Here is a 26,389-nt window from a genome sequence, read left to right as displayed (position 1 = left end):
TCATCGGGTCTCCACCGGGTACGGGGTCACGGGCAGGAGCTGCGGGCGCTTGGCGGTGCGGCCGTCGCCGGAGGAGCGGCCGCGGAGCCTGCGGCCGAGCCAGGGGCCGAGGAACGCGGCCGCCCAGCGCAGTTCGGCGCCGGCGGCCCGCACGCCCGACGGGGCCGGCGGCAGCGGGGGCAGCGGCCGGGTCCAGGCGTCGCTGCTGCCGGGCAGCCCCAGGGCGTGGGCGAGGGCGGCGGCGATCCGCTCGTGCCCCAGGGGACTGGCGTGCAGCCGGTCCGGGCTCCACAGCCGCGGATCGGTGGAGACGGCCGGCCGGCCGGTCTCGGCGACGGTGACCCCGTGCCGGTCGGCCGCGGCGCGGATGTGGTCGTTGAGATCGGACACGCGGGCACTGAGGGGCCGGGCCAGGGGCGCGATCTCGCCCACGTCGGGGAAGGTCACGGTCACCACGTGGCTCCCGGCCGCCGTGAGCGCGGCGAACATCTCCTCCAGCCGCCCGGCCGTCTCCGCGGCGTCGAACCGGGGCCGGAGCAGGTCGTTGACCCCGGCGACCACGGTGGCCAGGTCGGGGCGCAGGGCCAGCGCGGGCTCCAGCTGCTCGTCGAGGACCTGGGCGCTCACGCGGCCCCGTACCGCCAGATTCGCGTACAGCAGGCCGGGGTTGGCGGCCGCGAGGTGTTCGGCGAGCCGGTCGGCGAAGCCGCGCAGGCCCACGAGGTCGTCGCCGTCGCCCATTCCCTCCGTCTGGCTGTCGCCCAGGGCGACGTAGCGCAGGTATTCACCGTTCGACATGAGTGCTCTGCCTCTCTCTGAGGATCGCCGCGCTCCGCAGGCACCAGTCCCGGTGGCCCTGCTCGAAGGCCAGGCCGCGCAGACCCGTCAGGTAGCCCCCGATCCCTTCGCCCCGGAGCAGGTACTCCTCCTCGTCGGTCTCGCCGCGCATGTTCCGCAGCACCTTGCCGAGGAGTTCGATCTTTGCGTCGGCCGCGGCCGCCCGTTCTTCGAGCTGCTGGATCACGGGGCCGATGCCGATGCGGTCGGCCGTCTGGACTTTGACGAGGAGGTCGTCGCGGATGAACGTGGGTTTCGAGGGGGCCGCGGCGAACCGTTCCAGCTCGGCCCGGCCGGCCGCGGTGACCTGGAAGAGCCGCTTGTTGGGGCGGGTCTCCTGCACCACTTGCCGTCCCGCCACCAGGCCCTCCTTCTCCAGCTTGGCCAGCTCGGCGTACAGCTGCTGGGGCAGGGCGTGCCAGAAGTTGGCGACGCCGAGGTCGAACGACTTCGCCAACTCGTAGCCGCTGTACTCGCCGTCGAGCAGCGCAGCCAGCACGGCGTGTCTCAAGGCCATCGCAGCGGCCCCCTTCCCGTTCCTCGTCCGCGACTGCATCATACTCATGAAACTGACTAGTCATATTCTTGAGTATCAGGAGGGGTCATGGAGACTGCCGAACGCTTCCGCACCGCCGTGGAGAAGCGCGAACTCGGAGCACTGGAGGACCTGTTCACCGAGGACGTCCGCCTCTACAGCCCGGTGAAGTTCACGCCCTTCGAAGGCAAGCCGGCGGTGCTGGGACTCTTCGGCGTCCTGCTCCGCACGTTCGAGGACCTCCGCTACCTCGGCCGGCTCGAAGGCACGGCCGAGACCAGCGCGGACGGGACGGACGCGCCGTCGGTGATCCTGCCGTTCCGGGCCACGGTGAACGGGAAGCAGATCCACGGGATCGACCTGCTGCAGTTCGACGAGACCGGCCGCGTCAAGGAGTTCACCGTGATGGTCCGCCCCCAGTCCGCCGTGCACGCCCTGGGAGAGGCGGTCCTCGCCGGCCTGATCGCCGACGGCCTCGCCTGACGGGGATGTCAGTGGTCCGTGCCAGGATCACAGGCATGAACCTTCCTGTCCCTCTCCCGACGGATCCCGGCACGTCGGAGGCGTATGCGGACTGGGCGCGGGCGCACGAGCCGGGTGCGGAGAGCGCCGCGCTCGGCCTGCTCGCCGAAGCGCGCGACCGCATCTCCCGGGCGTACCCGAAGGCGGGCCGCGCCCTGGACGCGCTGGCGGGCCTCGCCCGCCCGCTGCCGCCGGCCCATCTGCCCTGGTACTGGGACACGGTGGCCCACCGGCTCCTCTCCTGGGACCTGCGGACGGCAGGCCGGGCGTACACCCTGGCCCGCACGGCCGAGCGGGAGCACGCGCTGCCCGTGGACCGGGCCTGGCGGCGGGGGAACGTACTGCTCCTCGCCGGCGCCGGGGCGCTGCCCGTCAAGGAGCTGAGCGGGCACCAGGCATGGCTCGCCGCCGAGCTGGAGCCCGCCGACGCGCACGAGGAGTACGTACGCGTCCTCACCGCGTGGGCGGGCTCGCCCGGGGAACTGCCCGCCGACCTGGCCCGCGGGTCCGCGCCTCGGCGCGCGCCGCCGGCCTCGGCCCGGCCGAGGAGGCCCGGGTGCTGGCCGGGGCGACCGCCGCGGCGCGCGGGAAGGCCGTACCGGACACCCTGCTCGACGCGGTCGCCGCGCTGCTGGCCGACCACCCGCAGGACGACGAGGTCAACGCCCGCCTGGTCGAGGTGTTCCCGGAGACGCGCAACGACGCCGCGGCCTGGCTGCGGCTCCTGCTGCGCTCCGGCGCGGCCGACGCGGTGGCGGCCGGGCGGATCACCCCGGAGGGCGGGATCGCCGCCTGGCTCGGGCGGTACACCCGCGCCTACTCCCACCGCCGGGTGCCCTACGGCGGGGTGATGCGCCAGCCGATGCCGCCGGAACTCTTCGACCTCGTCGCCCGGTTCGCCCCCCGGCTGCGCGCGGCGGGCACGCCGCTGCGCCTGCACGAGGACCGCTGGCGCTACCCGGGGCTGGACGCCGACCTCCTCGACCTCTGCCTGGCCGAAGGCCTGACCGTGACCGACCCGGGCGAGGCGGTACGGCTGAGCTTCCGGGGCGCGCAGTCACGGCGCGACCTCAAGGCCCTCGCGGCGGACCCGGTGTTCGGGCGGCGCCTGGAGGGCACCGTGCACGCCGGACTGCGCGGCGGCGGCACGGCGATCACCCGGCTCCCGGAGAACCCGGGCATCGCCGCCGAGGTGCACACCCGCATCGAGAGCCTCCTCGGCGCCCTGGCGGGCGGCGGGCTGGCCGCGGCGGACGAGGCCGTGGACGCCCTGCGCACCCTGCTGGACCTGCCCACGGCCACCGCCCTGGACGGCATCGACGAGGCACTGGCCGGCCTGGACCCGACCGGCTCCCTGACCCGGACCCTGCGGGCCGGGCTCCCGGAGGAACTGGGCTGGCCGGCCCTGGAGCGGGCCCTGGCGGACTTCGCCCCCGACGAGGTCGCGGGGGTGACCTGCACCTGGCCCGTCCTGACCCTGTACGGGCGGACCAAGGCCGTCGCCGTCGACCCGGGCGGCGTGCGCGCCGCGTACGCCTTCCGGCTGCCCGAGGACACCACCCACCACGTCGTCCACTTCGCGGGCGGACAGTTCCTGGTGAGCTGGACGACCGAGCCAGGGGACTCCTTCGGACGCCACGCCTTCTGGTCCGCCGACCCCGACGAGGTCTTCGAACCGCAGCAGAGGTTCGGCCTGCGTCCGTACGCCGGGAGCATCCAGGGCGGGCTCGGGTACCAGTTCGAGACGCCCGACGGCAGCGGCCGCCACGACGGGGACCGGGTGCTGCGCCCCGGCGACCGGGACGGCATCTTCCACCACGACTTCCAGATGAGCGACGGCGCCCGCATCTGGAGCTCCGAGGTCTTCGCATCGGGTGACCCCTGGGCACGCGTCGACCCCGTGACGGGGCGGCGCGGCACCGACGGCACCCTGCCCGACTTCCACCGGCTGGCCGAAGTCCCGCCCGGGATGGCCGTCTTCGGCGACCAGTCGACCCTGGCGGCCCTGCCCGCGGGCGCGCCCGCCTCACCCCTCGGCCAGGTCGGCGACCTCGTCGGCTGCCGGGTCCTCTACCGCACGCCGTACGCGGGCCCCTCGCCGACCGAGTTCCTGCTGGAGGGCATCGACGGCCGCCGCGCCCGCTACCGCAGCGAGCGCTGGGGCCGCCGCCCCTGGGGCATCGTCCGCATGCCGCAGGGCGGCGAGGAGGCCGTCCTCGCGGGAGAGGCGGCCATCCGCTGCCACGCCGCCGAGGACGGCTCGCTCCTGTGGGAGGCGCACGGCTTCCCCGGCGCCGACCGGGAGCGGGCCAGGCGGCGGTCCGGCCACGGCGTCGGCCCCGTGCCGCCGCCCGCGTACTGGCACTTCCTCAGTGCGCGCTGTGAGGCCTCCTCCAAGGCGCTGCGCGCGGTGGGGGAGGACACCGTCCGCGCGCTCCTCGACGCGGCCGGGCGGGCCGGCACGGCAGAGCAGGACGTCCGGGACGAAGTCGCCCGCCTGCTGCCCGAGGTGACCGAGCCGCGCGTGGCCGACGGGGTCGTACGGGCCGCGCTGCTCGCCGCCGATGTCCGGCGGCGCCGCGAGGAGCTCTCCCGGCGCGTGGGCATCATGCGTTCGGGACCGGTGGTGCGGATCGGCGCACCCGTCCCGGACTCCGTCCTGGCGCCCGCGCTGGGCGGGCTGCTGCCCGAGGTCCGCCCGTACGGGGCGTACGTGCCGGGCCCCCACCCCGCGACGCTGACGGCGATCGCGGCGGACGGCCGGTTCCTGCGGGGCGAGATCGACGACGAGACCAGGCGGCTGGCCCTGCCCGCGGCCCCCGCGCCGTGGGCCGCGCTGCTCGGCGGGATCGACGCGGTGGCCTGGCGGGCATCCGTCGGTAGCACCGCCGAGGAGGAACGAGCGGCGCTGGCAGCCCTGCTGGAGACCTGGAGCGCCCAGCCCTTCGCCGAACGGGGAGGCCGTTGGCGCACGGCGCCGGAGACCGGACGGGGCGCCCCGGCCCGGTCGGTGCGTCCCGCCGGCGACCCCGCCGCCGACGCCGACCCCGCGAGCTTCGTCATCGTCCGCGACGACGCCGTACGGCTGCCCCGGCTGCTGGAACTGCTGGAGCGGCACGGACCGCTCCCGCTGTCCGACGAGGCCGTGAACCGCTTCTCGGCGCGGACGGGCGTCCGGCGTCCGATCGCCGCCCTGGTGCTCGGCGGGCTGCCCCGGCGCCAGGACCACGACGAGCACCTCAAGGCCCTGCGCGCAGCCCCGTACAAGGCGAACAAGACCATGGCCCGGGAGTACGGCGACCTCTGCCACCGCCTCGGCGAGGCCGGGCGCCGCTCGGTGCTCGCCGCGGGCGTGCCCGAGGACCCGGCGGAGCTGTGGGAGCAGGGCGGCATGACCGCGGCGGCCGAACGGATGGCCGCTGCATGGGCGCGCCTCCTCGGCACCACGGACCACGTCGACGAGGAACTGGCCGCCGAGCTGGAGGCGGACCTGGGCCTGGGCGACGCCTGGGCCCGCGCCCTGGCCGGCGGACCGGCAGCGGCGGCGCGCCTCGTCCCGGCCGCCGGCAACGTCCTGGTCGGCGTCAGGAACGGCGGCCTCGCGGTCCACGGCGTCGAGCCCGACGGCAGCGCCGGCCGCCAGGTGTTCGTGCAGCATCCCGTGCACGCGGCCCCGGCGTCGATCGTGGCCTGGGCGCTGACGGAGCGTCCGGTCGGCGACCCGGCGGCGGCCGGCGCGGCCGCCCTCCACGCCGCCCTGCGGGCCCGGCTGGACGACCCGGGGACGCTGATCCCGCTCGGCTGGCACTACGAACTGGGCCGCGCCGTCCCCGATGACCCCGCCTTCACCCCGTACCAGGGCACGGTGCTGCCCTGCCCGGAACCGCTCTACCGCGAGGAAACCGTGCCGTCCACGGCCTACGACGACGGCCTGTTCGTGGTCTCCGTGCCCGGCCGCGACGTGTTCCTGAGGCCCGCCGCCCTCGCGGACCCCGACAGGGTGGACCGGGCCGAGCACCTGTGCGGGACCCTGGGCCTGCCCGGGCTGCTGGCGGCCGTCCGCCGGATCGCGGCGGTCCGCGGCGACGGTCCGGCCCGGATGCTCGCCCGCGCGGCCGGCACACCGGTTCCGCCGGGAGGGTACGAACTCAACCCGGCCCTCAGCGTCCCGGGTCTGGTGGCCGAGGTGGGCGAAGCCCTCGCGGTCGGCCCGGACGCGGCCGCCCTCTACCTGCAACTCCTCTCCCTGGCCCGCCCCACCGACCGCAACGTCCGCCGCTGGAACGGCTGGACGCCCGCCCGGCACAAGGCGGCCCAGGCGGAGCTGGTGGCGGCGGGCGCGGTGGAGACCGGCCGCCGGGCCAGGGCGGGGCGCACGGCCTTCGTCCCCGGCCCGTGGACGGAGCTCAAGGCCCCCCACCTCCCGCTCGAATCCGCCAAGCTCGCCACGCACCTGGCCGACGCGGCCGGAGCCTCGGAGCTCCGCGGGCCGTTCACCCGCCTCCTGCCCCCGGTCCCCGCCCACGAGCTCTTCGCCCGGGCCTGGACCGACACGCGGAGGCGGTGAGCCGCTCACGCACGCGGCCGGACCTCGACGTTCTCCAGGATGCCGATCGCGTCCGGGACGAGCACGGCCGCCGAGTAGTAGGCGGTGACGAGGTAGGAGATGATCGCCCGCTCGTCGATGCCCATGAACCGGACGTTGAGCCCCGGCTCCAACTCGTCCGGCAGACCCGTCTGGTACAGGCCGATCACGCCCTCGTTGTCCTCGCCCGTGCGCACCGCGAAGATCGAGGAGGTGTGCTGCTCGGTGATGGGGATCTTGCCGCAGGGCAGGATCGGGATCCCGCGCCAGGCGGGGACGGGGTGCCCGTCGACGTCCACGGTGGCGAGGGCGAGCCCGAGCTTGTTGCACTGCTTGCCGAAGGCGGCGATGGCCTTGGGGTGCGCGAAGATGTACTGGGTGCCGCGCCGCATGCTGATCAGGTCGTCGAAGTCGTCCGGGGTCGGCGGCCCGCAGTGGGTCTGGATGCGCTGGTCGTAGTCGGTGTTGTGGAGCAGCCCGAACTCCGGGTTGTTGACGAGCTCGTACTCCTGCCGCTCCCTCAGTTCCTGCACGGTGAGCCGCAATTGCTGCTCGGTCTGGTTCATCGGGTGGTTGTAGAGGTCGGCGACCCGGCTGTGCACGCGCAGCACGGTCTGGGCGACGCTCAGTTCGTACTCGCGCGGCTTGAGTTCGTAGTCGGCGAAGGCGCCCGGGAGGCGGGCCTCGCCGACGTGGCCGGCGCTGAGCTCGATGGCCTTCTCGCCGTGCCTGTTGGTCTTGAAGCCGTTGGAGGCGCCGTCCACGCCGGCCACGTGGGCGCGCAGGTGCTCGAACCGGTCCGCGACCGCCTTGTACGCGGCGTGGGGGAGGCTCAGCACCGTGACGGCGGTCGCGGCGCGGGCGCTGTAGTCCCACGTGGCGCCGTTCGACCCGGCGAGGGTGTGCCCGCCGAAGGTGTCCCCGTCGCCGAGCCGCCCGAGGACGTTCTCGTCGCCGTACTTGCCGGCCGCGACCTTCTCGACCTTGCCGTGCGCGATGAGGAAGACGTGATCGGCCTTCTTGCCCGCGTGCACGATCACCTGCCCGGGTTCGTACTCCTTCTGTACGAACTTCTCGGCGAGCGCACCCAGCGCGTGCGGGTCGTCGAACCCCCGCAGCAGGGGCAGTTCCGTGAGCTCGGCGGGGATGACCTGGACCTTGGAGCCGCTCTTGACGAAGCTCACGCGGCCGTCGCCGACGACGTACGACAGGCGGCGGTTGACGCGGTAGACGCCGCCGGGGGTGTGCGTCCACGGCAGCTTGCGAAGCAGCCAGCGGGAGCTGATGCCCTGCATCTGGGGTTCGGACTTGGTGGTGGTCGCCAGATTCCGCGCGGCCGCCGTGCTGAGGCTGTGCTGCGCTTGATCGCGTTCCGCCGCTTCGGTCGCGGCACCCGCTTCGGTCCCGATCGACATGGACTACCTCACTTTCGGAAAGCGGGCCACGAGCGGACCCTTCCTCACTCTCCGTGTCTAGGCCTAACGCAGCGTGGTCCCATTAGGCCGAAGGCGCTCCTGCGGTTGGACCGGATGGCCTAATCCCGCCCTCTCGGGTCGGCGTGTCGGTCGCGCAGCCCGGCACTAGGCGCCGATGCGCACCAGTGCGAGCGTGATGTTGTCGGGGCCGCCGGCCGCGATGGCCGCCTTCCACAGCTCGAAGGCCGCCCTGCCGTCGTCGTGGAGGCGCAGCAGCTCGTCGATGGCGTCGTCGGGCAGCGGGTCCGTCAGCCCGTCACTGCACACCAGGTAGCGGTCGCCCGTGGCCAGCGGGAAGGTCGCCACATGGGGGTGGACGGAGCTCAGCCCGCGGGTGCCGCCGAGGGTCTGCGTGACGAGCGAGGTGGTGCGCCGGGGCGGCACCGGCGGCGGGCTGTCGTCCACGCTCACCTGGCGGAGCCCGTCCCGGCCCGCGTCGAACACCTTGCTGTCGCCGATGTTGAAGGCCAACAGGGAGTCCTCCAGGACGACCGCGCCGGCGACCGTCGTCCCCATGCCGGTGAGCTCCGGGCGGCCGTCTGCCGCCGAATGCACCACACGGTTGCACAGGTCCAGGGCCTCGCCGAGGGCCTCCGCGTCATCCAGCGAAGGACCGGCCGCGGCGAGCTGGCGGACGACCAGCGCACTGGCCACCTCCCCGGCCGGCTGCCCGCCCAGCCCGTCGGCGACCGCCACGACCAGCGGTTTGCCGAGCCGGAACACCAGGGTCTGCGGGTTCTCGGTCACGGTCCCGCACAGGGTCCACGGTCCGACGACGAGGCTGTCCTCGTTCTGCTCGCGGACCAGTCCGACGTGGCTCAGGGCGGTCACGGCTATGTACGCCACCCCACCATTGTCGCGCCGCGGGCTCGGCATGCGACCCGCCGCCCGCCGGAGCACGCTGGGATGGGAACCGCCCCTCCCGACCGAGGGCGGCCCGACCGGCAGCCGGGCAGGAAGGGATGGGCAGCGATGTTCGCGAGGCTGAGCACCTACCAGGGGTCACCCGTTCCACCGGAGGGAGACCTGAGCCGCAATTCGGCGGAGATCGTCAAGCAGGTACAGGGGGTGCCCGGGTTCCTCGGCGTCTACTACTTCGTCGACCGCGCCACCGGCCGGGCCAAATCGCTGACCTTGTGGGACGACGAACAGTCCATGCTGGCGAGCGAGGAGCAGACCGCCCGGATCCGGGAGGAGGTCGCACAGCGGGAGGGGCAGCGCATCGTCTCGGTGGAACGCTTCGAGGTGGGGTTCAGCCACCTGGAGCCGTGATCCGGCGACCTCGTGATCCGCCGACCGGACGGGTCCGCGCGCCCGCACACCTAGGGGTTGTCCCGGATTTCCGCGCCCGGGCCGCTCGCCTACCGTGGCGAGCGATACCGAACTCGCTTGGCGCGGAGGCCCGATGAAGGCAGTGGTGCAGGACCGGTACGGCTCGCCGGACGTTCTGGAGATCCGGGAGGTCGACCGGCCGGTGCCCGCCGACGGCGAGGTGCTCGTACGGGTCCACGCCGCCTCGGTCAACGCCCGCGACTGGCACCTCATGCGCGGGGACCCGTACGTGGCACGCCTGGTGCTCGGCCTCGGCAGACCGAAGGAGAGGATCCGCGGCACGGACTTCGCGGGCCGCGTGGAGGCGGTGGGCCGGCTGGTGACGCGCTTCCGCCCCGGCGACGAGGTGTTCGGCGAGGCGGACGGCGCCTTCGCCGAGTACGTGTGCGCTCCGGAGGGGTCCGTGGAGCCGAAGCCGGCCGCCCTGACCTTCGAACAGGCGGCCGCGGTGCCGCTGGCCGGCAACACCGCCCTCATGGGCCTGCGCGACCTGGCGCACGTGGAGGCCGGGCAGCGCGTCCTGGTCAACGGCGCGTCAGGGGGCGTCGGCACCTTCGCCGTGCAGATCGCCAAGGCGCTCGGCGCCGAGGTGACCGGCGTGTGCAGCACGAGGAACGCGGACCTGGTCCGGGAGCTCGGCGCGGACCGGGTCGTCGACTACACCGGCGAGGACTTCGCGCGCAACGGGCACCGGTACGACGTCGTCTTCGACCTCGTCGGGAACCGCTCGCTGGCCGACTGCCGACGCGCCCTGACCCCCGCGGGAACGCTCGTGCTGTCCGGCGGCGGAACCTCCGGCGGCGGCAGCCTCTTCGGACCGATGGGCCTCATCATCCGGGGCCCGCTCCTGGCGCCCTTCGTCAGCCAGCGGCTGCTGGTCCTCACGGCGACACCGAAGCGGGAGAACCTGGCGACCCTGCGGGAGTTCGCCGAGACGGGGCAGGTCACCCCCGTCATCGACCGGACCTACCCGCTGGACGAAGCGCCCGAGGCCATCCGGTACGTCGAGGTGGAACACGCCCGCGCGAAGGTCGTCATCACCGTGTGACGCGGGCGGCTGCGACCCGGCGCGGCGGGCGGCCACCCTGGGCGCCGAGGCCGCGGGGCAGGCTGCTCCACAGGCCGATGCCGACGCCGATGCCGGGCCCGGCTACGGCTCGCGCCCGGCCAACAGCGCGTCGAGGAGCCCCGGGAAGGCCTCCTCGAACTCCTCGCGGCGCAGCGCGTTCATGCGCGAGGTGCCGACGTAGTACTGGCGGATGAGCCCGGCCTCGCGCAGCACGTGGAAGTGGTGGGTGGCGGTGGACTTGCTGACCGGCAGCTCGATCGTGCCGCAGCTGAGGTCCTCGCCGGCGGCGTAGAGCTCGCCGGCGATCCGCCGGCGCACGGGGTCCACCAAGGCTTCGAGCACCTGCTGGAGGCCGATCGTCCGCATGTCCGGGTGGGGCGGAACCCGGTCCCGGCGGTCCCGCCCGTCCCGTCCGTCCCGTCCCTCTCGCCGTGCTGCCGTCGTCGCCATTGATCCTCGACCTCCCGCTCCCATCGTACGGCGTCCATCAAAGTACGAGCAGTGTCAAAGTTTGACAGCTGACGTACTTTCGGATTGAGTGGCCGCGGCGGCGCGTGCTGCGCGTCGCCGTCACCGGATCGGAAGGGCGGGGCGCGATGGTGAGGACAGTGCGGTTCCATGAACTCGGCGGACCGGACGTACTGCGGCTGGACGAGGTGGAGGTCGGCGCACCGGGCCCCGACGAGCTGCTGATACGGGTGGACGCGATCGGCGTCAACCGCGCCGAGGCCCTCTTCCGCAGCGGCAACTACATCGAGCCGGTCAAGGAGTTCCCCTCCCGGCTCGGCGCCGAGGCCGCCGGTGTCGTCGAGGCCGTCGGCGCGCGGGTGACGGGATTCGAGGCCGGCCAGGAGGTCAGCGTCGTCCCCGGGTTCTCGATGAACGACTACGGCGTCTACGCCGAGCGCGCGATCGTCCCCGCCTCCGCTGTGCTGCGCCGTCCCGACGGCCTCGATGCGGTCGCCGGCGCGGCGGTCTGGATGCCGTACCTGACGGCCTACGGGGCCCTGGTGGAGGTCGGCGGAATGGGCGCCGGGGACACGGTGGTGCTGACCGCCGCCTCCAGCAGCGTGGGCCTGGCCGCCATTCAGGTCGCCCACCGCGTCGGAGCCGTGCCCATCGCCACCACCCGTACCCGCGCCAAGAGGGAGGCACTGCTCGACGCGGGGGCCGCCGAGGTGATCGTCACCGACGAGGGGCCCGTCGCGCCGCGCGTGCTCGCCCTGACGGGAGGGCGGGGCGCCGAATTCGTCTTCGACGCCGTCGCCGGCCCCGGCGTGGTCGACCTGGCCCGGGCGGTCGCCCCGGGCGGCACGCTCCTGGTGTACGGGGCGCTGAGCGGCGAGGTCACCCCCTACCCGGGGTTCGAACTCGGCATGCCCGCACTGAACATGCGCACCTACACCGCCCTGGAGACGACCACCGATCCGCGGCGGCTGCGCCGCGCGGAGGCGTTCGTCTCCTCCGGCCTGCGCACCGGCGCCTTCCGGCCCGTCGTGGACCGTGTCTTCGGCCTGGAGGAGATCGTCGAAGCGCACCGCTACATGGAGGCCGGCGCCCAAGTGGGCAAGATCGTCGTCGCCGTGGAGCACTGAGGCCCGCCGCCGTGGAACGCGCGGCCCGTGCGCCTCATATGCGGACGCCATCCCACTTCCCTCGCCTAGGCTGCCCCGAGACCGTGCGGCTGAAGGGGAAGTGGCGATGGGTGCGTACGTCCAGCTCGGTGCGGTGAAGACCTGGTACGGGGAGGAGGGCAGGGGCGAGCCGCTGGTGCTGATGCACGGCGGCCTGGTGGACGCCCGGTTCTTCGCGCCCAACATCGGGCCGCTGGCCGAGCACTTCCACGTCTACACCCCGGAGCGCCGCGGACACGGACACACCCCGGACGTGGCCGGGCCGATCACCTACCAGCTGATGGCGGACGACACGATCGCCTTCCTGGAGACCGTCGTCGGGGAACCGGCCGACCTGGTCGGGCACAGCGACGGGGCGGTCACCGCGATGCTGGTCGCGATGCGGCGGCCCGACCTGGTGAAGCGGCTCGTCATGATCAGCGGCGGCTTCAACAAGTCCGGTTCCGCCGAGCCGGAGGGGGCGGAGTGGGACGTGGAGGCGATCGCCCGGTTCCTCGGCCCGGCCTACGGCGAGGTCTCGCCGGACGGCGAGGAGCACTTCAAGGTCGTCGCCACGAAGATCGGCGAGATGGCGGCGAAGGAACCGGTGCTGGAGGCGGAGCAGCTGGCCGCCGTCACCGCCCGCACCCTGGCGGTGTTCGCCGACGACGACCTGATGAGCCTGGCACACGCGGTCGCGACCTTCGAGGCCCTGCCCCACGCCGAGCTGGCCGTCGTCCCCGGCACCTCCCACTTCCTCACCCAGGAGAAGCCGGACCTGGTCAACCACATCGTCCTGGACTTCCTCACCCGGGAACCGGTCCCCACGATCGCAGCCATCCGCCGCGCGTGATCGGTGCGGCCCGAAAAGGGCCGTCCACGGGGAATGGCCCGACCGACAGCGGGTAGGCGCAGAGCCCCGGAGGGGGTGCCACGGCCCCGGAGGGGGTGCCACCATGAATGCATCCACACCCTTGCTCTCCGCTGCGGGAGGCACACTGCTGGCCCCGTCCGCCCAGGTCACGGGCCTGCAGCGGCGCCTCGGAGCGGAGTGGCTGCGCTCCACCGACGAGACGGACCTCGATCCGGAGACCGTCCTCGCCCTCGCCGGCATGATCAACGTGCTGGCCGATCAGTTCGACGTCGACTGCGTCGCCTTCGTGCCCCAGAGCGAGGAGATCTGACCCCTCAGCCGGCGACGGTGTCGCCGTGACGGTGGGCCACCCTCCACTCGCCGTCCTCGCGTCGGTACACCTGGGTGGCCCGCAACGTGTACGTCCGCGGCTGTCCGTCGACGGAGGCGGACGTGTGCTCGAGGCCGGCCGTGTAGGCCATGTCGCCCGAGACGTCGTACGCCTGCAGTTCGAACGTGAACGACGTGCAGTCGGAGAAGCTCCTCCCGAGATCGGCGAAGAGCCGGTCGAGCTCCTCCTGGCCGTGGGCGTTGCGCCACGCCCCGAGCACGCTCACCGGCTCGTTGCGCGACCAGAGCGCCCGGCGGGGAGCGGCGTCGCCGTTGTGCAGCGCACGTTCCGCCTCGAACAGGGTGGTCCTGACCCACGCCAGGAAATCCTCACGGTCGCTCATGCCTTCAGCATGCACCGCGGCGGTCCGGGACGAGCCGATGTCCGCAGGCCGGGTCACCCCGTGTCAAGCCCCGACTTTCCGGGCCGTGACCCTCGCTCGGGCCGTGGGGCGCAATGGAGTCGTGAACGACAGCGCGGGGAGGCGAGCAGTCCCCTTGATCCACGGAAGGACCCTCATGACGATCACCCGGACCCGCCGGTTCCTCCTCCTCGTCACCGCGACCGCCTTCGCGGCCGTCGGCGGCTCCCTGTCCTCTTCCGTGTCCGCCGCCCCCAGCCCCCGGCCGCCGGGTGTCGGAGCCCGCGCCGACTCCGATGGTCCGCGGGTTCCCGGGCACGGTCCCGTCCTCGGATGTCCGGAGGGCGAGCCGGCCACTCCGCGGCCCCCGGAGGCGCCGCGGCCCCCCGCTATTCGATCATGACCGACGGGAGGTCGGCGGCCTCGGCGGCGGTGTAGGAGGAGGCGAAGGTGAACGCGCGCGGGGACGGCCCGTGCTCCCGCAGGTCCGCGAGCCGCTCCAGGGCCTCGTCGATGGTGGGCAGGTGGCCGACCGGAACCCACCAGAGCACCAAGTGCGCCTCGACGTGCAGTTCGAACCATTCGCGGCGCCGCCGCATCGCCTCCAGGTGCCCACTGCGGTAGGCGAAGTCCCACAGCGCTTCCCGGGTCTCCCACACCGAGAGGGTGACGATGACGCCCTCGCCCGCCGGCCGCAGGCCGGTGGCGTCGACCGCCCCCTCCTCGACGAGCCGCCACACGAAGCCGGGCGCGGCATCGGCGGCGGCGTTGACCGGATTGAGCAGCTCGACGAACGGCGCGATGCGCGGGTCGTCGAGCGGGTGGCGGAGCGTGGCGACGTTGAGCTGGGCGAGGTGCACGGCGGCATGCGTGGTTGCGGTCATGGCCTTATCCCAGCACGCCCCGCGTTTCTATGTCAATCATCATTGTTTTTAGAAGTCTCCACCACCACGCAGCACTCTCCCGGCCGGGCGTCCATGCGCGCGCGGACGGGACCGTCCACACCGAGCAGCCCCTCCAGGAGCGCGAGATTCATGCCGCAGACGAGCGGCGGGAAGCGTTCGGCGACGGCATGGAAGGGGCAGTTGCGCATACGGACGACGGGTGCTGCCGCCCCGGTCGTACCCATTGCGTCCTCGCCGGCCTCGACGCCTTCCAGGTGCGGTTCGTAGCCGCGGGCGGCCAGCATCTCCATGGCCTCTTCGAGCCCGCCGCACGGTTCCGCCGAGCCGCGCAGGGCCTCACCCCGGCGGCGCGCGGCCGCGCAGAGCCCTGCGTCCAGTCCGGCCTGCTCGGCGGCCTCCGCGAGCAGCTCGGCGGCGGTGCGGTAGTCGCGGGCGGGCAGCGACACGGACCGCTCCGCCCGCGACCGCGTGTACACCTTGGCGGGACGGCCCGCCCCCGGCCCCGAGCGTCCCGTCAGGCGGCGGCTGCCGCTCTCCAGCAGCCCGGCCTCGGTCAGTTTGTCCAGATGGTGCGCGGCGAGCGTGCGCGCCACCCCGGCCGCCTCGGCGGCCTCGTTGCGGCCGACCTCACGGCCCTGGGCCGCCACGTACTCGTACAGGCGGCGCCGGACCGGATCCTGCAATGCCGCGATCGCTTCGATGTCCTCCACATGGCCAGTCTAGGAACAACGCAGGTTGGAGATAGAAGGGGCGGGACCCGTCACCGGATCCGCGGGACGTCCTTGACGAACACGATGCCGTCGCTGCCCGCCAGGTGGGCCGGGTCGAACGGCGCGTAGCCGAACCAGGGGGACACGCGCGGTGCGGGCCGCGTGTCGCCGAGGGCGGTGGCCAGGCGCGGGGCGTCGATGAGGCTGTGGTCCTCCGGGAGCGCGTACAGGAGCCCCTCCAGGGTGTCCGGGGGCGGGGTGTCCACTCCCTGGTGCCGGATCGTGCCGAGGGCCGTGGCCACGAAGGCGTACTCCTCGCCGAGCTCGGCGGCGACCAGTGCACCGGCGCTCCACCACTCCAGCCGTTTTCCGTCCATCCGCATCGAGCTCTTCTCCCGCTGGAGATGGCCGTTGTGGGCGTGGACGAGTGCCGGGCCCCGAGCGGCCACGGCGAGGAGGTTGCGGGCCATCATCCCGTCCCGCACGCCCACGAGTCGGGCCAGGCGGCCCGGGGAGCCGTCGGCCATCCAGTGGTGGTAGCGCAGCAGGCCGGAGGCGGTGCGCCCGTACAGGCGGGCGCGGTCCAAGGCGTCCCAGGAGGTCGCCGTGACCAGGTGGGGCGTCTGTTCGTCGAGCAGCGCCGCCAGATCGTCGGCGAGCAGGCGCAGCCGGCCGGCGTCGGCCGACTGCCCCACGGACCGGGCCGGGTCCCTCATCGCGGCGGGATCGGTCCACCGGTCGTCGGCGCCGAGCAGGCGGTCGAGCGTCTGCGCCGTGCAGGGGAGCAGGTCCGCGTCCACCCGCTCGGCGAGGTAGTCGTGGAGGGCGGTGAGGGCCTGCCGGGGGCTCGCGGCTCCGGTGATCTCCAGCGGGCCGTCGAAACCGGCGAAGCGGAGCCGCTCGGACGGGGGCCGGCCTTCGTTGTGGGCGCGCATCCAGCGCACGAGCTCGCGGTTGGCCGCGGAGGCGCCCCACCCGTGGCTGAATCCGCGCTCCATGACCTCGTCGAGCGTGCCCTTGCCCCCGGTGACGTAGTCGTCCACCAGGAGGCCCGTCATGCAGTCGCTCTCGATCGCGATCGTCCCGTAGCCCTCCTGCTCGACGAGCTGCCGGAAGAGCTCGTTGCGCAGGTCGAGCAGCTCGTCCTCGCCGTGGGTGGGCTCGCCCAGGGCGAGCAGTCGCAGGCGGGCCGGGAGCAGCCGCATGACGGCGGCGGCTTCGACGGCGTGGGCGGTGTCCGTGATGTCGGTTGCCATGCCTTCAACGCTATCGTTGAACCTTCGGTTGAAACTTTTTCGCGATCCGGGCAGGAACATGGGGCGCAACCTTCAAGACGGTGTTCAGCTCAGGCCGGTCGACCTGGCACGCGGGCACGGCCTGTCCACGCAGGCCGTCAGGAACTACGAGGAGGCCGGCATCCTCCCGGCCGCCGGTCGCACGGCCCACGGCTACCGCACCTACACCCCGCTGCACGCACGGGCCCTGAACGCTTTCCTCGCCCTGGTGCCGGGCCACGGCCACCGGACGGCGACGTCGATCATGCGGGCCGTGAACCGGGGCGCGGCCGACGAGGCGTTCCGCCTCATCGACGAGAGCCACGCCCAGCTGCTCGACGACCGGCGGACGCTCCGGGCGGTGGAGGGCGCCCTGCGCGACCTGAGCGCCACCACGGCGTCCGGACCCGTCGGCGGCGCGGTGCCCGAAAGCGATGCGGCGCTCCCCGGGCCCGGCGGCACCTTCATCGGGCCGCTGGCCGGGCAGCTCGGGATCCGGCCCGCGACGCTGCGGAAATGGGAGCGCGCCGGGCTGGTGCGCCCGCGCCGCGACCCGCTGACCGGGTACCGCGTCTACGACGAGGCCGACGTACGGGACGCCCGGCTGGCCCACCAGCTCAGGCGGGGCGGCTACCTCCTGGAGCAGATCGCCCCGCTGATCGACCAGGTGCGGGCGGCCGGCGGGCTGGAGCCGCTGGAGGCCACACTGAGCGGCTGGCACGGGCGGCTGTCCGCCCGCGGGCGGGCGATGCTGACCGGGGCCGCCGAACTTGCGGCGTACCTCCGCGAGCGCGACCGAGCCGTCGGCGGCGCGAGGCCGTGATCGCGGGGTGTGACATGCCGCCTTCGGTGTAATGGCGGCATCGGGCTGCCGGTCCGCTGCACGCTGTGGCCGGGGAAGCCACGGCGTACGACCGCGCGGACCCCGGAGCGTCTGTCGGGAGAGCGCGGACGCCTGACCGAAGGGCGCGGATGACCGACCTCGCCGGCGCGCGGGCCTCACGGGCCGGGCGGGTCCGGGACATCGCGCGGACCGAAGGCCCCGCAGCGGCCCGCATCGTGGTCACCGTCGCCGTCGCCTGGCAGGTCGCGCTGTGGCTGGGAGCCGACCAGCCGCCGGTCTACGCGGCTGTCGTCCCGCTGGTGGCCCTGCGCGGCGATCCGATGACCGCGCTGGGCACATCGCTGCAGCGGGCCCTGGGCGTCGTGGCGGGCGTGGTGATCGGGATCGCCGTCCTGAACGTGTTCCGCCCCTCGACCGCCACGCTGGCGCTCGTCGTCGCCCTGGGCCTGGTCGTCGGGATGGTCCTGCGGGCCGGCGGCGCGCTGAACATCCAGGTCGCGGCGTCGTCGCTGCTGGTCTTCGCCAGCACCTCACCCGACGCATACGCGCTGCACCGCGTATGGGAGACCGCGGCGGGAGCGGCCGTGACGATCCTGCTCGCCCCGCTGCTGTGGCCGCCCGACCCCCGCCACCTCCTGGCGGCCGTCGCCGACGACTGCCGTGCGCGTCTGACCCGGACCCTCACCGGCACCGCGGCCGCCCTGGGCGCCGGCCCGGCCGCCGCCCGCGACAACCTCACCCTCGTGAACGCCCACGTGGAAGCGGTGCACGCGGGCGCCGCGCGGGCCCGCGAAGCCGAGCGTGCCATGCGGTTCAACCCGCTGCGCCGCCGGCACCGGGACGCCGTACGGGTCCAGGCCGAGCGCATCGCCGCCGCCGACCGGCTCACCGCACACGTGGCGTCCCTGGCGAGGGAAGTCGCGTTGTTCGCCGGCCGGGAGGACCTCGCCCCGGACCTCGCCAGGGCGGGGCAGCGACTGCCCGAACTGGCCGCACTCACCGCACGGGCCATCGAGGACACCCTGACGGGCAAGGATCCCCGGCCCGCCGTGGCCGCTGCCCGGGACTACCTGAACGCCTACGCCCGCGCGGACTCCCGCCCGCTCGCCGTGGCCCTGCGCCGGCCCTTCCACCAGGTCCTCAACGACCTCGACCAGCCGACGTAATCAGGCCGCCTTCCGCCCCAGCAGGGCCAGCAGCCGCTGCTGAGGCGTGTCCTGGGCGGAGGAGCTCAGCGCGGGCGCGTACATTCCGGTCGCCGCGAACCGCTCCGCCAAGGGGGCGACGGCCGCCAGGCACGCCTCGACGGCCTCACCGTCAAGGGTCGTTTCGAATCCCGCGGTCTGCGCGAGGTCCCAGGCGTGTACGAGCGGTTCGATGACGGCCGTGCCCAGCACCCACTCCGCCGTGACCTCGCCGTGGTGCGAGGCGACGCGGCGGTCCGGATCGGTGGCGCCCATCACCTCCAGCACGGACCGGTGGGCGGCGGTCCAGGCGGTGACCGGCGGCTGCCCGGCGACCGCCTCGGCCGGATCCCGGAGCGGCTCGCGCGGTCCCCGGCCGCAGAGCAGAGCGGTGATCTGCCGCTGGGCGTCGATGACGTGTCCCAGGACGTGCAGGCCCGTCCACCCCGGGCAGGGCGAGGGGCTGCTCCAGCCGTGTGCCGGCATCCGGTCCACGACGTCGTCGACGCCGGCGAGTACGCGCCGGTAGCGGGCGAAGGCCTGATGGGTCTGGTTCATGCCGTGTCCTCCTGGGGGCTCGCCGACAAGAGCGGCCGCAAGGCGTTCCACGCGGCCCGTGCCAGCGGTGTGGCCACGGCCGAGGTGCGGGGGCCTCCCGAACCGCCCACCAGCCGGGTGCGGGTGTACTCCTGGGCCGGTCCGATCCATACGGCGATCACGACGCCCAGCTCGGGCGCGCCGTCCCAGCCGCGGTCCTCCAGCCATCGGCCGACGGCTCCGAAGAACTCCCGGCTACAGGCCGCGATCCTCGGGGCATCGCGAGGCGTGCCCCAGTCCGGCGGAGCCACGAGGAAGGCGGCCAGCTCCGGGTGCGCTTCCACCCAGGCGAGGTGGCGACGCACGGCCCCCTCGATGCCGTCCTGAAGACCGGCCTCGGGGGTCAGTACGGCCAGCAGCCCGGCCTGGTGTTCCTCCAAGCCGTGCAGATAGACCGCCTCGGCGAGGTCCTGTTTGGTGCGGAAGTGGTGGAAGAAGCTGCCGTTGCTGACCCCCGCCCGTTCTCGGACCTGCTCCACCGTCGTGCGACGCACTCCGTTTTCGAGGAAGCAGCCGAGGGCCGAGGTCAGGATGCGCTGGTAGGTATCGGATCCCGACATGGCGCCAGAGTAGTGCTCTAGAGCAGCACTCCAACACAGAGATCGAGACAGGGCGCAAGTTGGCGGGAAAGCACCTGTCGTGACGGTGCGTCAACTACGGCGACGGATCCGGCCGGAGTCCGAACTGCGAGGGCAGCCACAACCGTTGGGCCGGGTCGCGGAGCGGGATCTCCTTCCGGAGGACCTCGGCGAGGTATCCGCTCGTGTCCCGCAGCCCGCGCGGGACGCCGCGGCCGCGTCCGACGATGCGCGTCGCACGCGCGAGGGAGTTCAGGGCGCGCGTCGACCCCATGGCAGGCGCCGACTCGACGAGGGCCGACAGCCACGCGTCCGCCTCGCGCCAGGCACCGGCCCGGGCGTGGACGGCCGCCAACTCCGCGGAGAAGAGCGAGCGGTAGGCGGGAGCGTCGCCCGCCTCCGTCGCCTCGCGCAGGCAGGACACCGCCCCCTCCAGATCCCCCAGGTCGGCCAGCGCCAGCCCCTGGTGGCCCACCAGTTCCGACTGGTCGAACCACCAGGTCCAGGCGGGGTCGCGCGCCGTGGCGGACCCGTCCCCGAGCAGCTCCCGGGCCCTGCTCATCGCCCGCGCTGCCGCCCGCTTCCGCCGGAGCTGGGCATGGGCGCGCGCCTCCCGTACGTGGAAGATCGCCGCCACCCGGTCCGGGAGATCCCTCCCGGCCAGCACGGCGGACGAGATGCGCAGCGCCTCGCCGGGCCGCCCCAGGTGCGCCTGCTGCATGCTCAGCACGGAGAGGACCAGCCACTCGATGGACCGCTGCTCCGGGGGAAGCCCGCGGGCCAGGGCCAGTGCCTGCCGGTTGAGTGCGTACGAGGCGCCGTGCAGCTCGGCGTCGAAGAGGATCCAGGCGGCGACCTCGAAGAGCTCCGCGAGCGCCTCCCGCGGCGCCGCCCCCGCCCCCGCAGGCGTCCGCAGCAGCCGCCGGGCGGCGCCCACCGCCCGCAGCGCCTCCGGAGCCGCACGGCGCGCGCCGGCCGTGCCGTCCACCCGGATGAGCTCCGCCACCATCGCGGCGACGTCCGGCGCGGGCCCGGCCCCGGTCCCGTCACCGGAGCGGTGGAACGGTAAGACGATCTCACTCATGACGTGATCATCTCGCGGGGCGCGCGCCCCTCCAAGAGAGTTCGGCGCTCCGCCGGCCGCGCCCGCGTGTCCCGGCGCGCCGTGCCGGGTTTCCGGTGGCCGGTGGTTCTAACCTCGGCGCATGGCTGAGATGTTCGATCACGCACCGAAGGTATGGACCGCGGCGCGCCTGCGCGAGGCCCTCGCGGACGTGCCCGACGAGACCCCGATCCACATCGGTGTCGCGGACGGCCCCGGGGACTTCGAGGGATACGGCGAATACGTCCTCGTGGACGCGGAGCCGGTGGAGATGGACGGCAACGAGGACCCGGCGGCGCCGGAGGTGCAGTTCACGCTGTTCGCCGACGCCCGGGCCGGCGCCTACCACCTCGACGTCGACTGACGACGCGCCCCCGCGCAACGTGGCAGGCTGGCCGTATGTGTGGTCGCTACGCATCCACCCGCAGCCCCGAGGACCTGTCCGGCCTGTTCCGGACGGCGCCCCCGGAGCCCGCGGACGCGCTGCCCCCGAGCTGGAACGTCGCCCCGACCGACGCGGTGTGGGCGGTACTGGAACGCGCGGACCGCGAGAGCGGGCTCCTGGAGCGTCGGCTGAGACCGCTGCGCTGGGGGCTGGTGCCGTCCTGGTCGAAGAGCCCGTCCGGCGGCGCGAAGATGATCAACGCGCGGGTGGAGACGGTGCACGAGAAACCCGCCTTCCGGCGCGCCTTCGCCAAACGCCGGTGCCTGCTCCCCGCCGACGGCTTCTACGAGTGGCAGTCCGTCCCCGCCACCGCCGGCGCCAAGGCGTACAAGCAGCCGTACTTCATCCGCCCCGAGGACGGCTCGGTGATGGCGATGGCCGGCCTGTACGAGTTCTGGCGCGACCCCGCGGTCGGCGCCGACGACGATCCGGCGGCCTGGTGGGCCACCTGCACGATCATCACCACCGAGGCCACCGACACCGCCGGCCGCATCCACCCCCGCATGCCCCTGGCCCTCGCCCCCGCCGACTACGAAGCCTGGCTCGACCCGGCCCACGAGGACCCGCACGAACTGCGCGCCCTCCTCGCGGCCCCCGCCGGAGGCCGCCTGGACGTCCGCGCCGTGTCCACCGCGGTCAACAACGTCCGCAACAACGGCCCCGAACTCCTGGCCGACGCCTAGGCCGTCTCTTCCGGATCTTGCTCCCCCAGCTACCGCTGGGAGGTGCCCCCAGACCCGCGCCGCCCGGCACCGACCTCGCCGCGTTGGAGAGGCACCCAAGTACGTCCAGTAATCGGGAGCCTCTCCGCCTTGCGATGCACGCCACCGGACGACGCGGGCTTAACCGGCAAGATCCGAAAGAGACGGCCCAGGCCCCGCGGCCGGGTAACGGCCGGGCGATGGTGTGCGGCATGATCGGGGGATGTCTGATCGCATCATTGCCGCCTGTGACGGAGCGGCCAAGGGGAATCCGGGGCCGGCCGCGTGGGCCTGGGTCATCGCTGACGGCGAGGGGCGCCCCGAGCGCTGGGAGGCCGGCCCGCTGGGGCGGGCCACCAACAACGTCGGGGAGCTGACCGCCCTCCAGCGGCTCCTGGAGGCGGTCGCCCCGGGTACCCCCGTCGAGGTGCGGATGGACTCCCAGTACGCGATGAAGGCCGTGACGCAGTGGCTGCCCGGCTGGAAGCGCAACGGGTGGAAGACGGCCTCGGGCCAGCCCGTCGCCAACCGGGAGCTCGTCGAGCGGATCGACGAGCTCCTCACCGAACGCGACGTCACGTTCCGGTACGTGCCGGCCCACCGCGAGGACGGCGACCACCTGAACGCGATCGCCGACCAGGCCGCCAGCGACGCCGCACTCACCCAGCAGGCCGCGGGCACGGCGCACGGCGACGAGGAGATGCCGCGCCCGGCCCCCGCCCGCAGCGCGCCCTCGCGGCAGAAGGCCGGCGCCGCGCGGAGCAAGGCGTCCGGCGGCGGCTCCCGGGCCATCAAGGCGAAGTTCCCCGGAACCTGCCCGTGCGGGAAGCCGTACGCGGCCGGTGACCCGATTACCAAGAACGGCAGCCGCTGGGGCCACGTGGAGTGCGCCGCCGCCGTACCCGCGGCCCCGCCCGCGTAGGCGACCGCCGCGGCCGCTGCCGCGCGCGGCCCGTCAGCCGGCGGGGAGCGTGGCCGTCGGCGTGTTCCAGCCGGAGATCCGCAGCCGCGGCGCGGCCCCGTGCAGGTCTCCGGTGCGGTAGGTGGCCGTCAGCGTCGCCTGCTCGCCCGGCCACAGGGTGATCTGGTTGTCGCTCCACCGGACGGGCAGGACGGGCATGTCCTGCGCCCCCACCAGGTGGACGTCGGTGAGCAGGGCCGGGGTGCTCCCGGTGCCCGTATTGCGTACCGTCACCGTCGTCGTGGACGTCCCGGGTGCTCCCGGGCCGTCCGCCGCCCCCGTCGTCGTGGTCGAGGCCGTCGCGGCGACGGTCGCCCGCCCCATCGAATCGAGCCCCTTGAGGTCGGCGTAGGCGGTGGTCGGCGTGTGGTACCAGTCGGTGCGCGCGTAATCGAGCACGTCGGGCTTGGTGGAGAGCCAGTAGACGTTGCGGCTCACCTCCCGCCCGGTGGCGTCGGTGAGCAGCAGCCGCACCAGGTGGGTGGTGGACAGGCCCGCGACCGACGCGGGCGCCGGGAGGGTGAGCGCGGTGGCGCTCGCGCCGCCGCCCGCCACGCTCAGGCCGGTCGCGGTGCGGTCGTACTTCTGCGTGCCGTCCGTGGTGAAGAGCGTGACCCGCACCGTCAGCCCCGAGGCCGCGGACGTCCGGTTGTTGACGACGCTCACCGTCCGGTCGTCGTACCCGTACTGGACGTGCAGCGGCTCGTTCGCCTTCTTCGCGCCGAAGTAGGCCCCGCCCTGGTCGAGGTACCGGTCCAGCAGCTGCCAGTGGAGCGAGGTCCAGCCGCTGTTGAACATCCAGTAGATGACGCCGGTCGACGGCGCGGACGCGTCCTTGGCGTGGCGCGCGTACGCCTCGAACTGTGCGCGCACGTTCTCGTACTGGGCGAGCTGCGCCTTGCGTACGTAGTCCTCGAGGCCGGTCGGGGGCCCGTACCGGCCCGCCAGCGCCGCGTCGTACAGCCTGAGCGTGGCGAAGGTGGCCGAAGGGGAGCGGTGGTACTGAGCGGCGGAGGGCTCCTTCCACAGGGTCTCCAGCTCGGCCGGGGACAGCATGCGGCGCAGCGTGTCGAGGGTCGGGACGTCCGGGCCCGCGCTGGTCTCGGAGTTGAAGCCGGTGGCGCCGCCCTCCCGCTTGTCGTGCCAGTAGCCGGGCGGGACCCAGTCGTACGGGCCGGTCATCCTCATGCCCGAACTCCCGCTGATCGGGGCGGAGTCGTCGGAGGCCGCGGGGACCACCGGGACCGTCCAGTCGGCGTCCTCGAGTGCCTCGACGTAGCCCTGCTCGATCTCCTCGTTCGGTGCGAAGTCGCTGCCGATCAGGAAGGAGATCACGCTGGGGTGGTGGCGCAGCCGGGCCGCTTCGGCGGCCATCGACGCCTTCGCGACCGGGAAGTCGGAGGCGTCCCAACCCTCCCCGGCCTCGCTGCCGTTGACCTCGCCTTCCCATTTGTCGCAGCACTCCCAGCCGGGGAGCGTCAGGATCCCGTAGCGGTCGGCGAGGTCGAAGAACTCGTCGGGCTCGATGTGCCCTTCCAGGCGCAGGGTGTTCAGGCCCAGGTCCAGGGCGTACTTCAGCCGGTCCTCCACATAGGTGCTGTCCCAGCGCAGGAACGCGTCGGGGGACCAGCCGCCGCCCTTGACCAGCAGCGGGCGGCCGTTGATCCGGTACTGGCGGGCGCCGTCGGCGTTGAGCGGGGCCTGGACGTCGCGGATGCCGAAGGTCGCGTGGGCGGTGTCGGAGGGCGTGCCGTCCACCGTCGCGGTCAGATCGAGCGCGTACAGCGGCTGCTCGCCCATGGCGGCCGGCCACCACACGCGGGGTGAGGCCAGCCGGAGGGCGGGATGGTCGGCGGGGGAGAAGACCACCGTCTTCGTCTCGTGCGGGGCCAGGGTGACGCTCCGGCTGACGGCGGCCGGGCCCGCGGTGCCGGCGAGCGTCGTCGTGACGGTGGCAGCGGAGTCGTTGCGGACCCGGGCCTTCACGGTCAGGTCGGCCGAGTCCATCGCCGGCATGGCCAGGCCGGTCACCACGTGCGCGTCGCGCAGGGCGACCGGCCCGCCGCGGCGCACCGTGACGTCCCGGACGATGCCCATGTTCTCGTCGGGTGGCGGCTGGATCCAGTCGAGCCAGCCCATGGTGAGGTGCGCGCGCGGATCGTTCGGCCGGATCCGGAAGGCGACCGTATTGGTACCCGCCTTGACGAGGCCGGTGAGGTCGAACTCGTGCCGGGTGTACGCGCCGGCGACCGCGCCGGCGCCCGCGACCTGGCGGCCGTTGACGAAGACGTCGGCGGCGGAGATGACCCCGCTGAAGTCCAGGTACGTACGGGCGGTCGTGTCCCCGAGGACGAAGTCCGACCGGAACCACCAGGGGACGGTGAAGTCCGCGGCCGGGATCAGCTTCTGCCGGGTGGAGTAGAAGGGATCCGGATGGACGCCCGCGGCGAGCAGCGCCGCGAGGACGGTGGAACGGGAGCCCGCCGGATACCAGCCGGCCGCGGCATAGCCGGGGGCGGTCACGGTGGCGGCCGGGTCGGTGACCTTCGCCGTCGACTGGATCGCGTAGCCGGACAGGGCCGTCACACTGCCCGGCCCGTCGGCGATGGCGGTCACCGCCGCCCGCGGCCCGTGGGCCGTCCGCGGGGCGGGAGCCGCGGGGGACGCGGCGGCGGCGAGGGAGAGGACCAGGCCGAGGAGGGCCAGGGCGGCGGTCCTGCGGTGGACGAGGGCGAGCCGGTGGAACACGCGGGCCTCCGCGGGTACGGGTCCGGGCCTCCGCGCGGGTGCGGAATCGGTCGTACGGGGACGAACCCGGTCGGAACGCAGCCGAGTCTCCCATGGCGGGGCCCGTACGCGACGGAGACTCCCTGGTGACACGGCCGCCGGCCACGCCGGCACACCCCCTCGGAGCGAGGCGCGCGGCCGCCGCTACCAGGTCCGCTCGTACTCGACCTGTGCGAGGGGGTTGCCGTCGCCGAAGTCGTGGGTGCGCGCGGCGCCGCACTCGGCGAAGCCGGACTTGGCGTAGAAGCTCCGGGACCGGGGGGTGTCGCGCAGCGTCCACAGGTGCGCCCCGGTGAATCCCCCGGTGCGCAGGCGGTGCAGCGTCCCGCTCATCAGCGCGGCCGCGACTCCGCTGCCCCAGCAGTCCGGGTGCGCGTAGAAGCTGTGGATCTCGGCGAGCCCCGGCCGGGCCGGGGACGGGCCGTAGAAGGTCAGTGCCGCGGGGCGGCCGTCGCGTACGGCGAGCAGGATCGTCTCCGGGCCGTCCGTGATCCGCGCGTGCCATCGGGTGCGCCGGTCCCGGACGCCCCGCGCCGCGAACTCCGGTGCGAAGAAGGGGGCGTAGGCCGCTTCCCAGGCCGCCGCGTGGATCTCACCGAGCGCGTCCCCGTCCCCCGGTTCGGCACGACGAATTTCGATCATCCGAGCACCCTACCGGGCCGGGAGACCGAGTCCATGGGCGGAAGCCACTGGCAGCCACCCGCTTCGGATGGCAGGCTCGTGTCCTC

General features: G+C 73.8%; 26 protein-coding genes. 12 read left to right on the top strand and 14 right to left on the bottom strand.

The features are described from left to right. Both ACFTXQ_RS08625 and ACFTXQ_RS08620 read right to left on the bottom strand, forming a co-directional pair. Nucleotides 1–798: an SGNH/GDSL hydrolase family protein gene (locus ACFTXQ_RS08625; RefSeq protein WP_382637160.1), complete on the bottom strand. Its 798-nt coding sequence runs from the start codon at nucleotides 796–798 to the stop codon at nucleotides 1–3. Then, a complete protein-coding gene (locus tag ACFTXQ_RS08620; protein WP_382637157.1) occupies nucleotides 785–1,354 on the bottom strand; it encodes a PadR family transcriptional regulator in 570 nt (189 codons plus the stop codon). The genes ACFTXQ_RS08625 and ACFTXQ_RS08620 overlap by 14 nt, the downstream gene beginning before the upstream one ends. 87 nt (nucleotides 1,355–1,441) lie before the next feature. On the opposite strand from ACFTXQ_RS08620, the gene ACFTXQ_RS08615 reads away from it, so the two are divergent. Both ACFTXQ_RS08615 and ACFTXQ_RS08610 read left to right on the top strand, forming a co-directional pair. Beyond that, nucleotides 1,442–1,855 carry a nuclear transport factor 2 family protein gene (locus ACFTXQ_RS08615; RefSeq protein WP_382637155.1) on the top strand — a complete coding sequence of 138 codons (414 nt, stop codon included), beginning with the start codon at nucleotides 1,442–1,444 and terminating at the stop codon, nucleotides 1,853–1,855. Between the two features lie 499 nt (nucleotides 1,856–2,354). Further along, complete coding sequence (locus tag ACFTXQ_RS08610) at nucleotides 2,355–6,461, top strand: hypothetical protein (RefSeq protein ID WP_382637152.1); 4,107 nt, start codon at nucleotides 2,355–2,357, stop codon at nucleotides 6,459–6,461. A gap of 5 nt (nucleotides 6,462–6,466) precedes the next feature. Here the strand turns inward: ACFTXQ_RS08610 and ACFTXQ_RS08605 are convergent, their stop codons facing one another. Then, nucleotides 6,467–7,894: a family 2B encapsulin nanocompartment shell protein gene (locus tag ACFTXQ_RS08605; protein WP_382637149.1), complete on the bottom strand. Its 1,428-nt coding sequence runs from the start codon at nucleotides 7,892–7,894 to the stop codon at nucleotides 6,467–6,469. A gap of 165 nt (nucleotides 7,895–8,059) precedes the next feature. After that, nucleotides 8,060–8,800 (bottom strand): PP2C family protein-serine/threonine phosphatase, encoded by a 741-nt coding sequence (locus tag ACFTXQ_RS08600; RefSeq protein ID WP_382637145.1) that lies wholly within the window; start codon nucleotides 8,798–8,800, stop codon nucleotides 8,060–8,062. 126 nt (nucleotides 8,801–8,926) lie between these two features. Here ACFTXQ_RS08600 and ACFTXQ_RS08595 point away from each other — a divergent pair, with 126 nt between their 5' ends. Together ACFTXQ_RS08595 and ACFTXQ_RS08590 are read left to right on the top strand one after the other, a co-directional pair. Next, nucleotides 8,927–9,226, top strand: a complete 300-nt coding sequence (locus tag ACFTXQ_RS08595; protein WP_382637143.1) for a hypothetical protein — start codon at nucleotides 8,927–8,929, stop codon at nucleotides 9,224–9,226. Nucleotides 9,227–9,359: 133 nt separating this feature from the next. After that, a complete protein-coding gene (locus ACFTXQ_RS08590) occupies nucleotides 9,360–10,334 on the top strand; it encodes an NAD(P)-dependent alcohol dehydrogenase (protein WP_382637141.1) in 975 nt (324 codons plus the stop codon). A gap of 102 nt (nucleotides 10,335–10,436) precedes the next feature. Here ACFTXQ_RS08590 and ACFTXQ_RS08585 read toward each other — a convergent pair whose 3' ends face one another. Continuing rightward, nucleotides 10,437–10,805 carry an ArsR/SmtB family transcription factor gene (locus tag ACFTXQ_RS08585; RefSeq protein WP_382637139.1) on the bottom strand — a complete coding sequence of 123 codons (369 nt, stop codon included), beginning with the start codon at nucleotides 10,803–10,805 and terminating at the stop codon, nucleotides 10,437–10,439. 146 nt (nucleotides 10,806–10,951) lie between these two features. Here ACFTXQ_RS08585 and ACFTXQ_RS08580 point away from each other — a divergent pair, with 146 nt between their 5' ends. The 3 genes from ACFTXQ_RS08580 (at nucleotide 10,952) to ACFTXQ_RS08570 (ending at nucleotide 13,152) form a co-directional block, all read left to right on the top strand. After that, nucleotides 10,952–11,950: a zinc-dependent alcohol dehydrogenase family protein gene (locus ACFTXQ_RS08580; protein WP_382637137.1), complete on the top strand. Its 999-nt coding sequence runs from the start codon at nucleotides 10,952–10,954 to the stop codon at nucleotides 11,948–11,950. A 106-nt stretch (nucleotides 11,951–12,056) separates the two neighbouring features. Further along, the gene (locus ACFTXQ_RS08575) at nucleotides 12,057–12,821 is read left to right on the top strand and encodes an alpha/beta fold hydrolase (protein WP_382637135.1); all 765 of its coding nucleotides are present in this window, start codon (nucleotides 12,057–12,059) and stop codon (nucleotides 12,819–12,821) included. Between the two features lie 103 nt (nucleotides 12,822–12,924). After that, nucleotides 12,925–13,152: a DUF6213 family protein gene (locus ACFTXQ_RS08570; protein WP_382637133.1), complete on the top strand. Its 228-nt coding sequence runs from the start codon at nucleotides 12,925–12,927 to the stop codon at nucleotides 13,150–13,152. A 4-nt stretch (nucleotides 13,153–13,156) separates the two neighbouring features. Here ACFTXQ_RS08570 and ACFTXQ_RS08565 read toward each other — a convergent pair whose 3' ends face one another. The 4 genes from ACFTXQ_RS08565 to ACFTXQ_RS08550 all read right to left on the bottom strand — a co-directional run bounded on the left by ACFTXQ_RS08565 (nucleotide 13,157) and on the right by ACFTXQ_RS08550 (nucleotide 16,444). Continuing rightward, entirely contained in the window at nucleotides 13,157–13,555 is a 399-nt protein-coding gene (locus ACFTXQ_RS08565; protein ID WP_382637131.1) for a YybH family protein, read from the bottom strand. Between the two features lie 407 nt (nucleotides 13,556–13,962). Beyond that, nucleotides 13,963–14,457, bottom strand: coding sequence for a DUF3291 domain-containing protein (locus ACFTXQ_RS08560; RefSeq protein ID WP_382637129.1), 495 nt, complete (start codon nucleotides 14,455–14,457; stop codon nucleotides 13,963–13,965). A gap of 32 nt (nucleotides 14,458–14,489) precedes the next feature. Further along, nucleotides 14,490–15,188, bottom strand: a complete 699-nt coding sequence (locus tag ACFTXQ_RS08555; protein WP_382637128.1) for a helix-turn-helix transcriptional regulator — start codon at nucleotides 15,186–15,188, stop codon at nucleotides 14,490–14,492. Nucleotides 15,189–15,238: 50 nt separating this feature from the next. Next, on the bottom strand, nucleotides 15,239–16,444 hold the full coding sequence (locus ACFTXQ_RS08550) for an erythromycin esterase family protein (RefSeq protein ID WP_382637126.1): 1,206 nt from the start codon (nucleotides 16,442–16,444) through the stop codon (nucleotides 15,239–15,241). Between the two features lie 58 nt (nucleotides 16,445–16,502). Here ACFTXQ_RS08550 and ACFTXQ_RS08545 point away from each other — a divergent pair, with 58 nt between their 5' ends. Then, nucleotides 16,503–17,285: a TioE family transcriptional regulator gene (locus ACFTXQ_RS08545; protein ID WP_382637124.1), complete on the top strand. Its 783-nt coding sequence runs from the start codon at nucleotides 16,503–16,505 to the stop codon at nucleotides 17,283–17,285. Nucleotides 17,286–17,434: 149 nt separating this feature from the next. Continuing rightward, the gene (locus tag ACFTXQ_RS08540; RefSeq protein ID WP_382637122.1) at nucleotides 17,435–18,472 is read left to right on the top strand and encodes an aromatic acid exporter family protein; all 1,038 of its coding nucleotides are present in this window, start codon (nucleotides 17,435–17,437) and stop codon (nucleotides 18,470–18,472) included. Here ACFTXQ_RS08540 and ACFTXQ_RS08535 read toward each other — a convergent pair whose 3' ends face one another. The 3 genes from ACFTXQ_RS08535 to ACFTXQ_RS08525 form a co-directional block, all read right to left on the bottom strand. After that, nucleotides 18,473–19,048: a TIGR03086 family metal-binding protein gene (locus ACFTXQ_RS08535; RefSeq protein ID WP_382637120.1), complete on the bottom strand. Its 576-nt coding sequence runs from the start codon at nucleotides 19,046–19,048 to the stop codon at nucleotides 18,473–18,475. Next, nucleotides 19,045–19,647, bottom strand: coding sequence for a TetR/AcrR family transcriptional regulator (locus ACFTXQ_RS08530; RefSeq protein ID WP_382637118.1), 603 nt, complete (start codon nucleotides 19,645–19,647; stop codon nucleotides 19,045–19,047). Before ACFTXQ_RS08530 ends, ACFTXQ_RS08535 begins: the two co-directional genes overlap by 4 nt. A 94-nt stretch (nucleotides 19,648–19,741) precedes the next feature. Then, nucleotides 19,742–20,749, bottom strand: a complete 1,008-nt coding sequence (locus ACFTXQ_RS08525) for a DNA-binding protein (protein ID WP_382637117.1) — start codon at nucleotides 20,747–20,749, stop codon at nucleotides 19,742–19,744. A 121-nt stretch (nucleotides 20,750–20,870) separates the two neighbouring features. On the opposite strand from ACFTXQ_RS08525, the gene ACFTXQ_RS08520 reads away from it, so the two are divergent. The 3 genes from ACFTXQ_RS08520 to ACFTXQ_RS08510 all read left to right on the top strand — a co-directional run bounded on the left by ACFTXQ_RS08520 (nucleotide 20,871) and on the right by ACFTXQ_RS08510 (nucleotide 22,835). Beyond that, nucleotides 20,871–21,131, top strand: coding sequence for a DUF6225 family protein (locus ACFTXQ_RS08520; protein ID WP_382637115.1), 261 nt, complete (start codon nucleotides 20,871–20,873; stop codon nucleotides 21,129–21,131). Between the two features lie 35 nt (nucleotides 21,132–21,166). Further along, on the top strand, nucleotides 21,167–21,895 hold the full coding sequence (locus ACFTXQ_RS08515; protein WP_382637113.1) for an SOS response-associated peptidase: 729 nt from the start codon (nucleotides 21,167–21,169) through the stop codon (nucleotides 21,893–21,895). Nucleotides 21,896–22,136: 241 nt separating this feature from the next. Further along, on the top strand, nucleotides 22,137–22,835 hold the full coding sequence (locus ACFTXQ_RS08510; RefSeq protein ID WP_382637111.1) for a ribonuclease H: 699 nt from the start codon (nucleotides 22,137–22,139) through the stop codon (nucleotides 22,833–22,835). A gap of 33 nt (nucleotides 22,836–22,868) precedes the next feature. Here the strand turns inward: ACFTXQ_RS08510 and ACFTXQ_RS08505 are convergent, their stop codons facing one another. Beyond that, nucleotides 22,869–25,622, bottom strand: a complete 2,754-nt coding sequence (locus ACFTXQ_RS08505) for an exo-beta-D-glucosaminidase (RefSeq protein ID WP_382637110.1) — start codon at nucleotides 25,620–25,622, stop codon at nucleotides 22,869–22,871. Between the two features lie 183 nt (nucleotides 25,623–25,805). Then, a complete protein-coding gene (locus ACFTXQ_RS08500; RefSeq protein ID WP_382637108.1) occupies nucleotides 25,806–26,303 on the bottom strand; it encodes a GNAT family N-acetyltransferase in 498 nt (165 codons plus the stop codon). Nucleotides 26,304–26,389 lie beyond the last annotated feature (86 nt).

This window comes from Streptomyces sp. NPDC057010, assembly GCF_042673805.1.
GTDB lineage: Bacteria > Actinomycetota > Actinomycetes > Streptomycetales > Streptomycetaceae > Streptomyces.
This window is presented reverse-complemented; position numbering and strand designations above follow the sequence as displayed.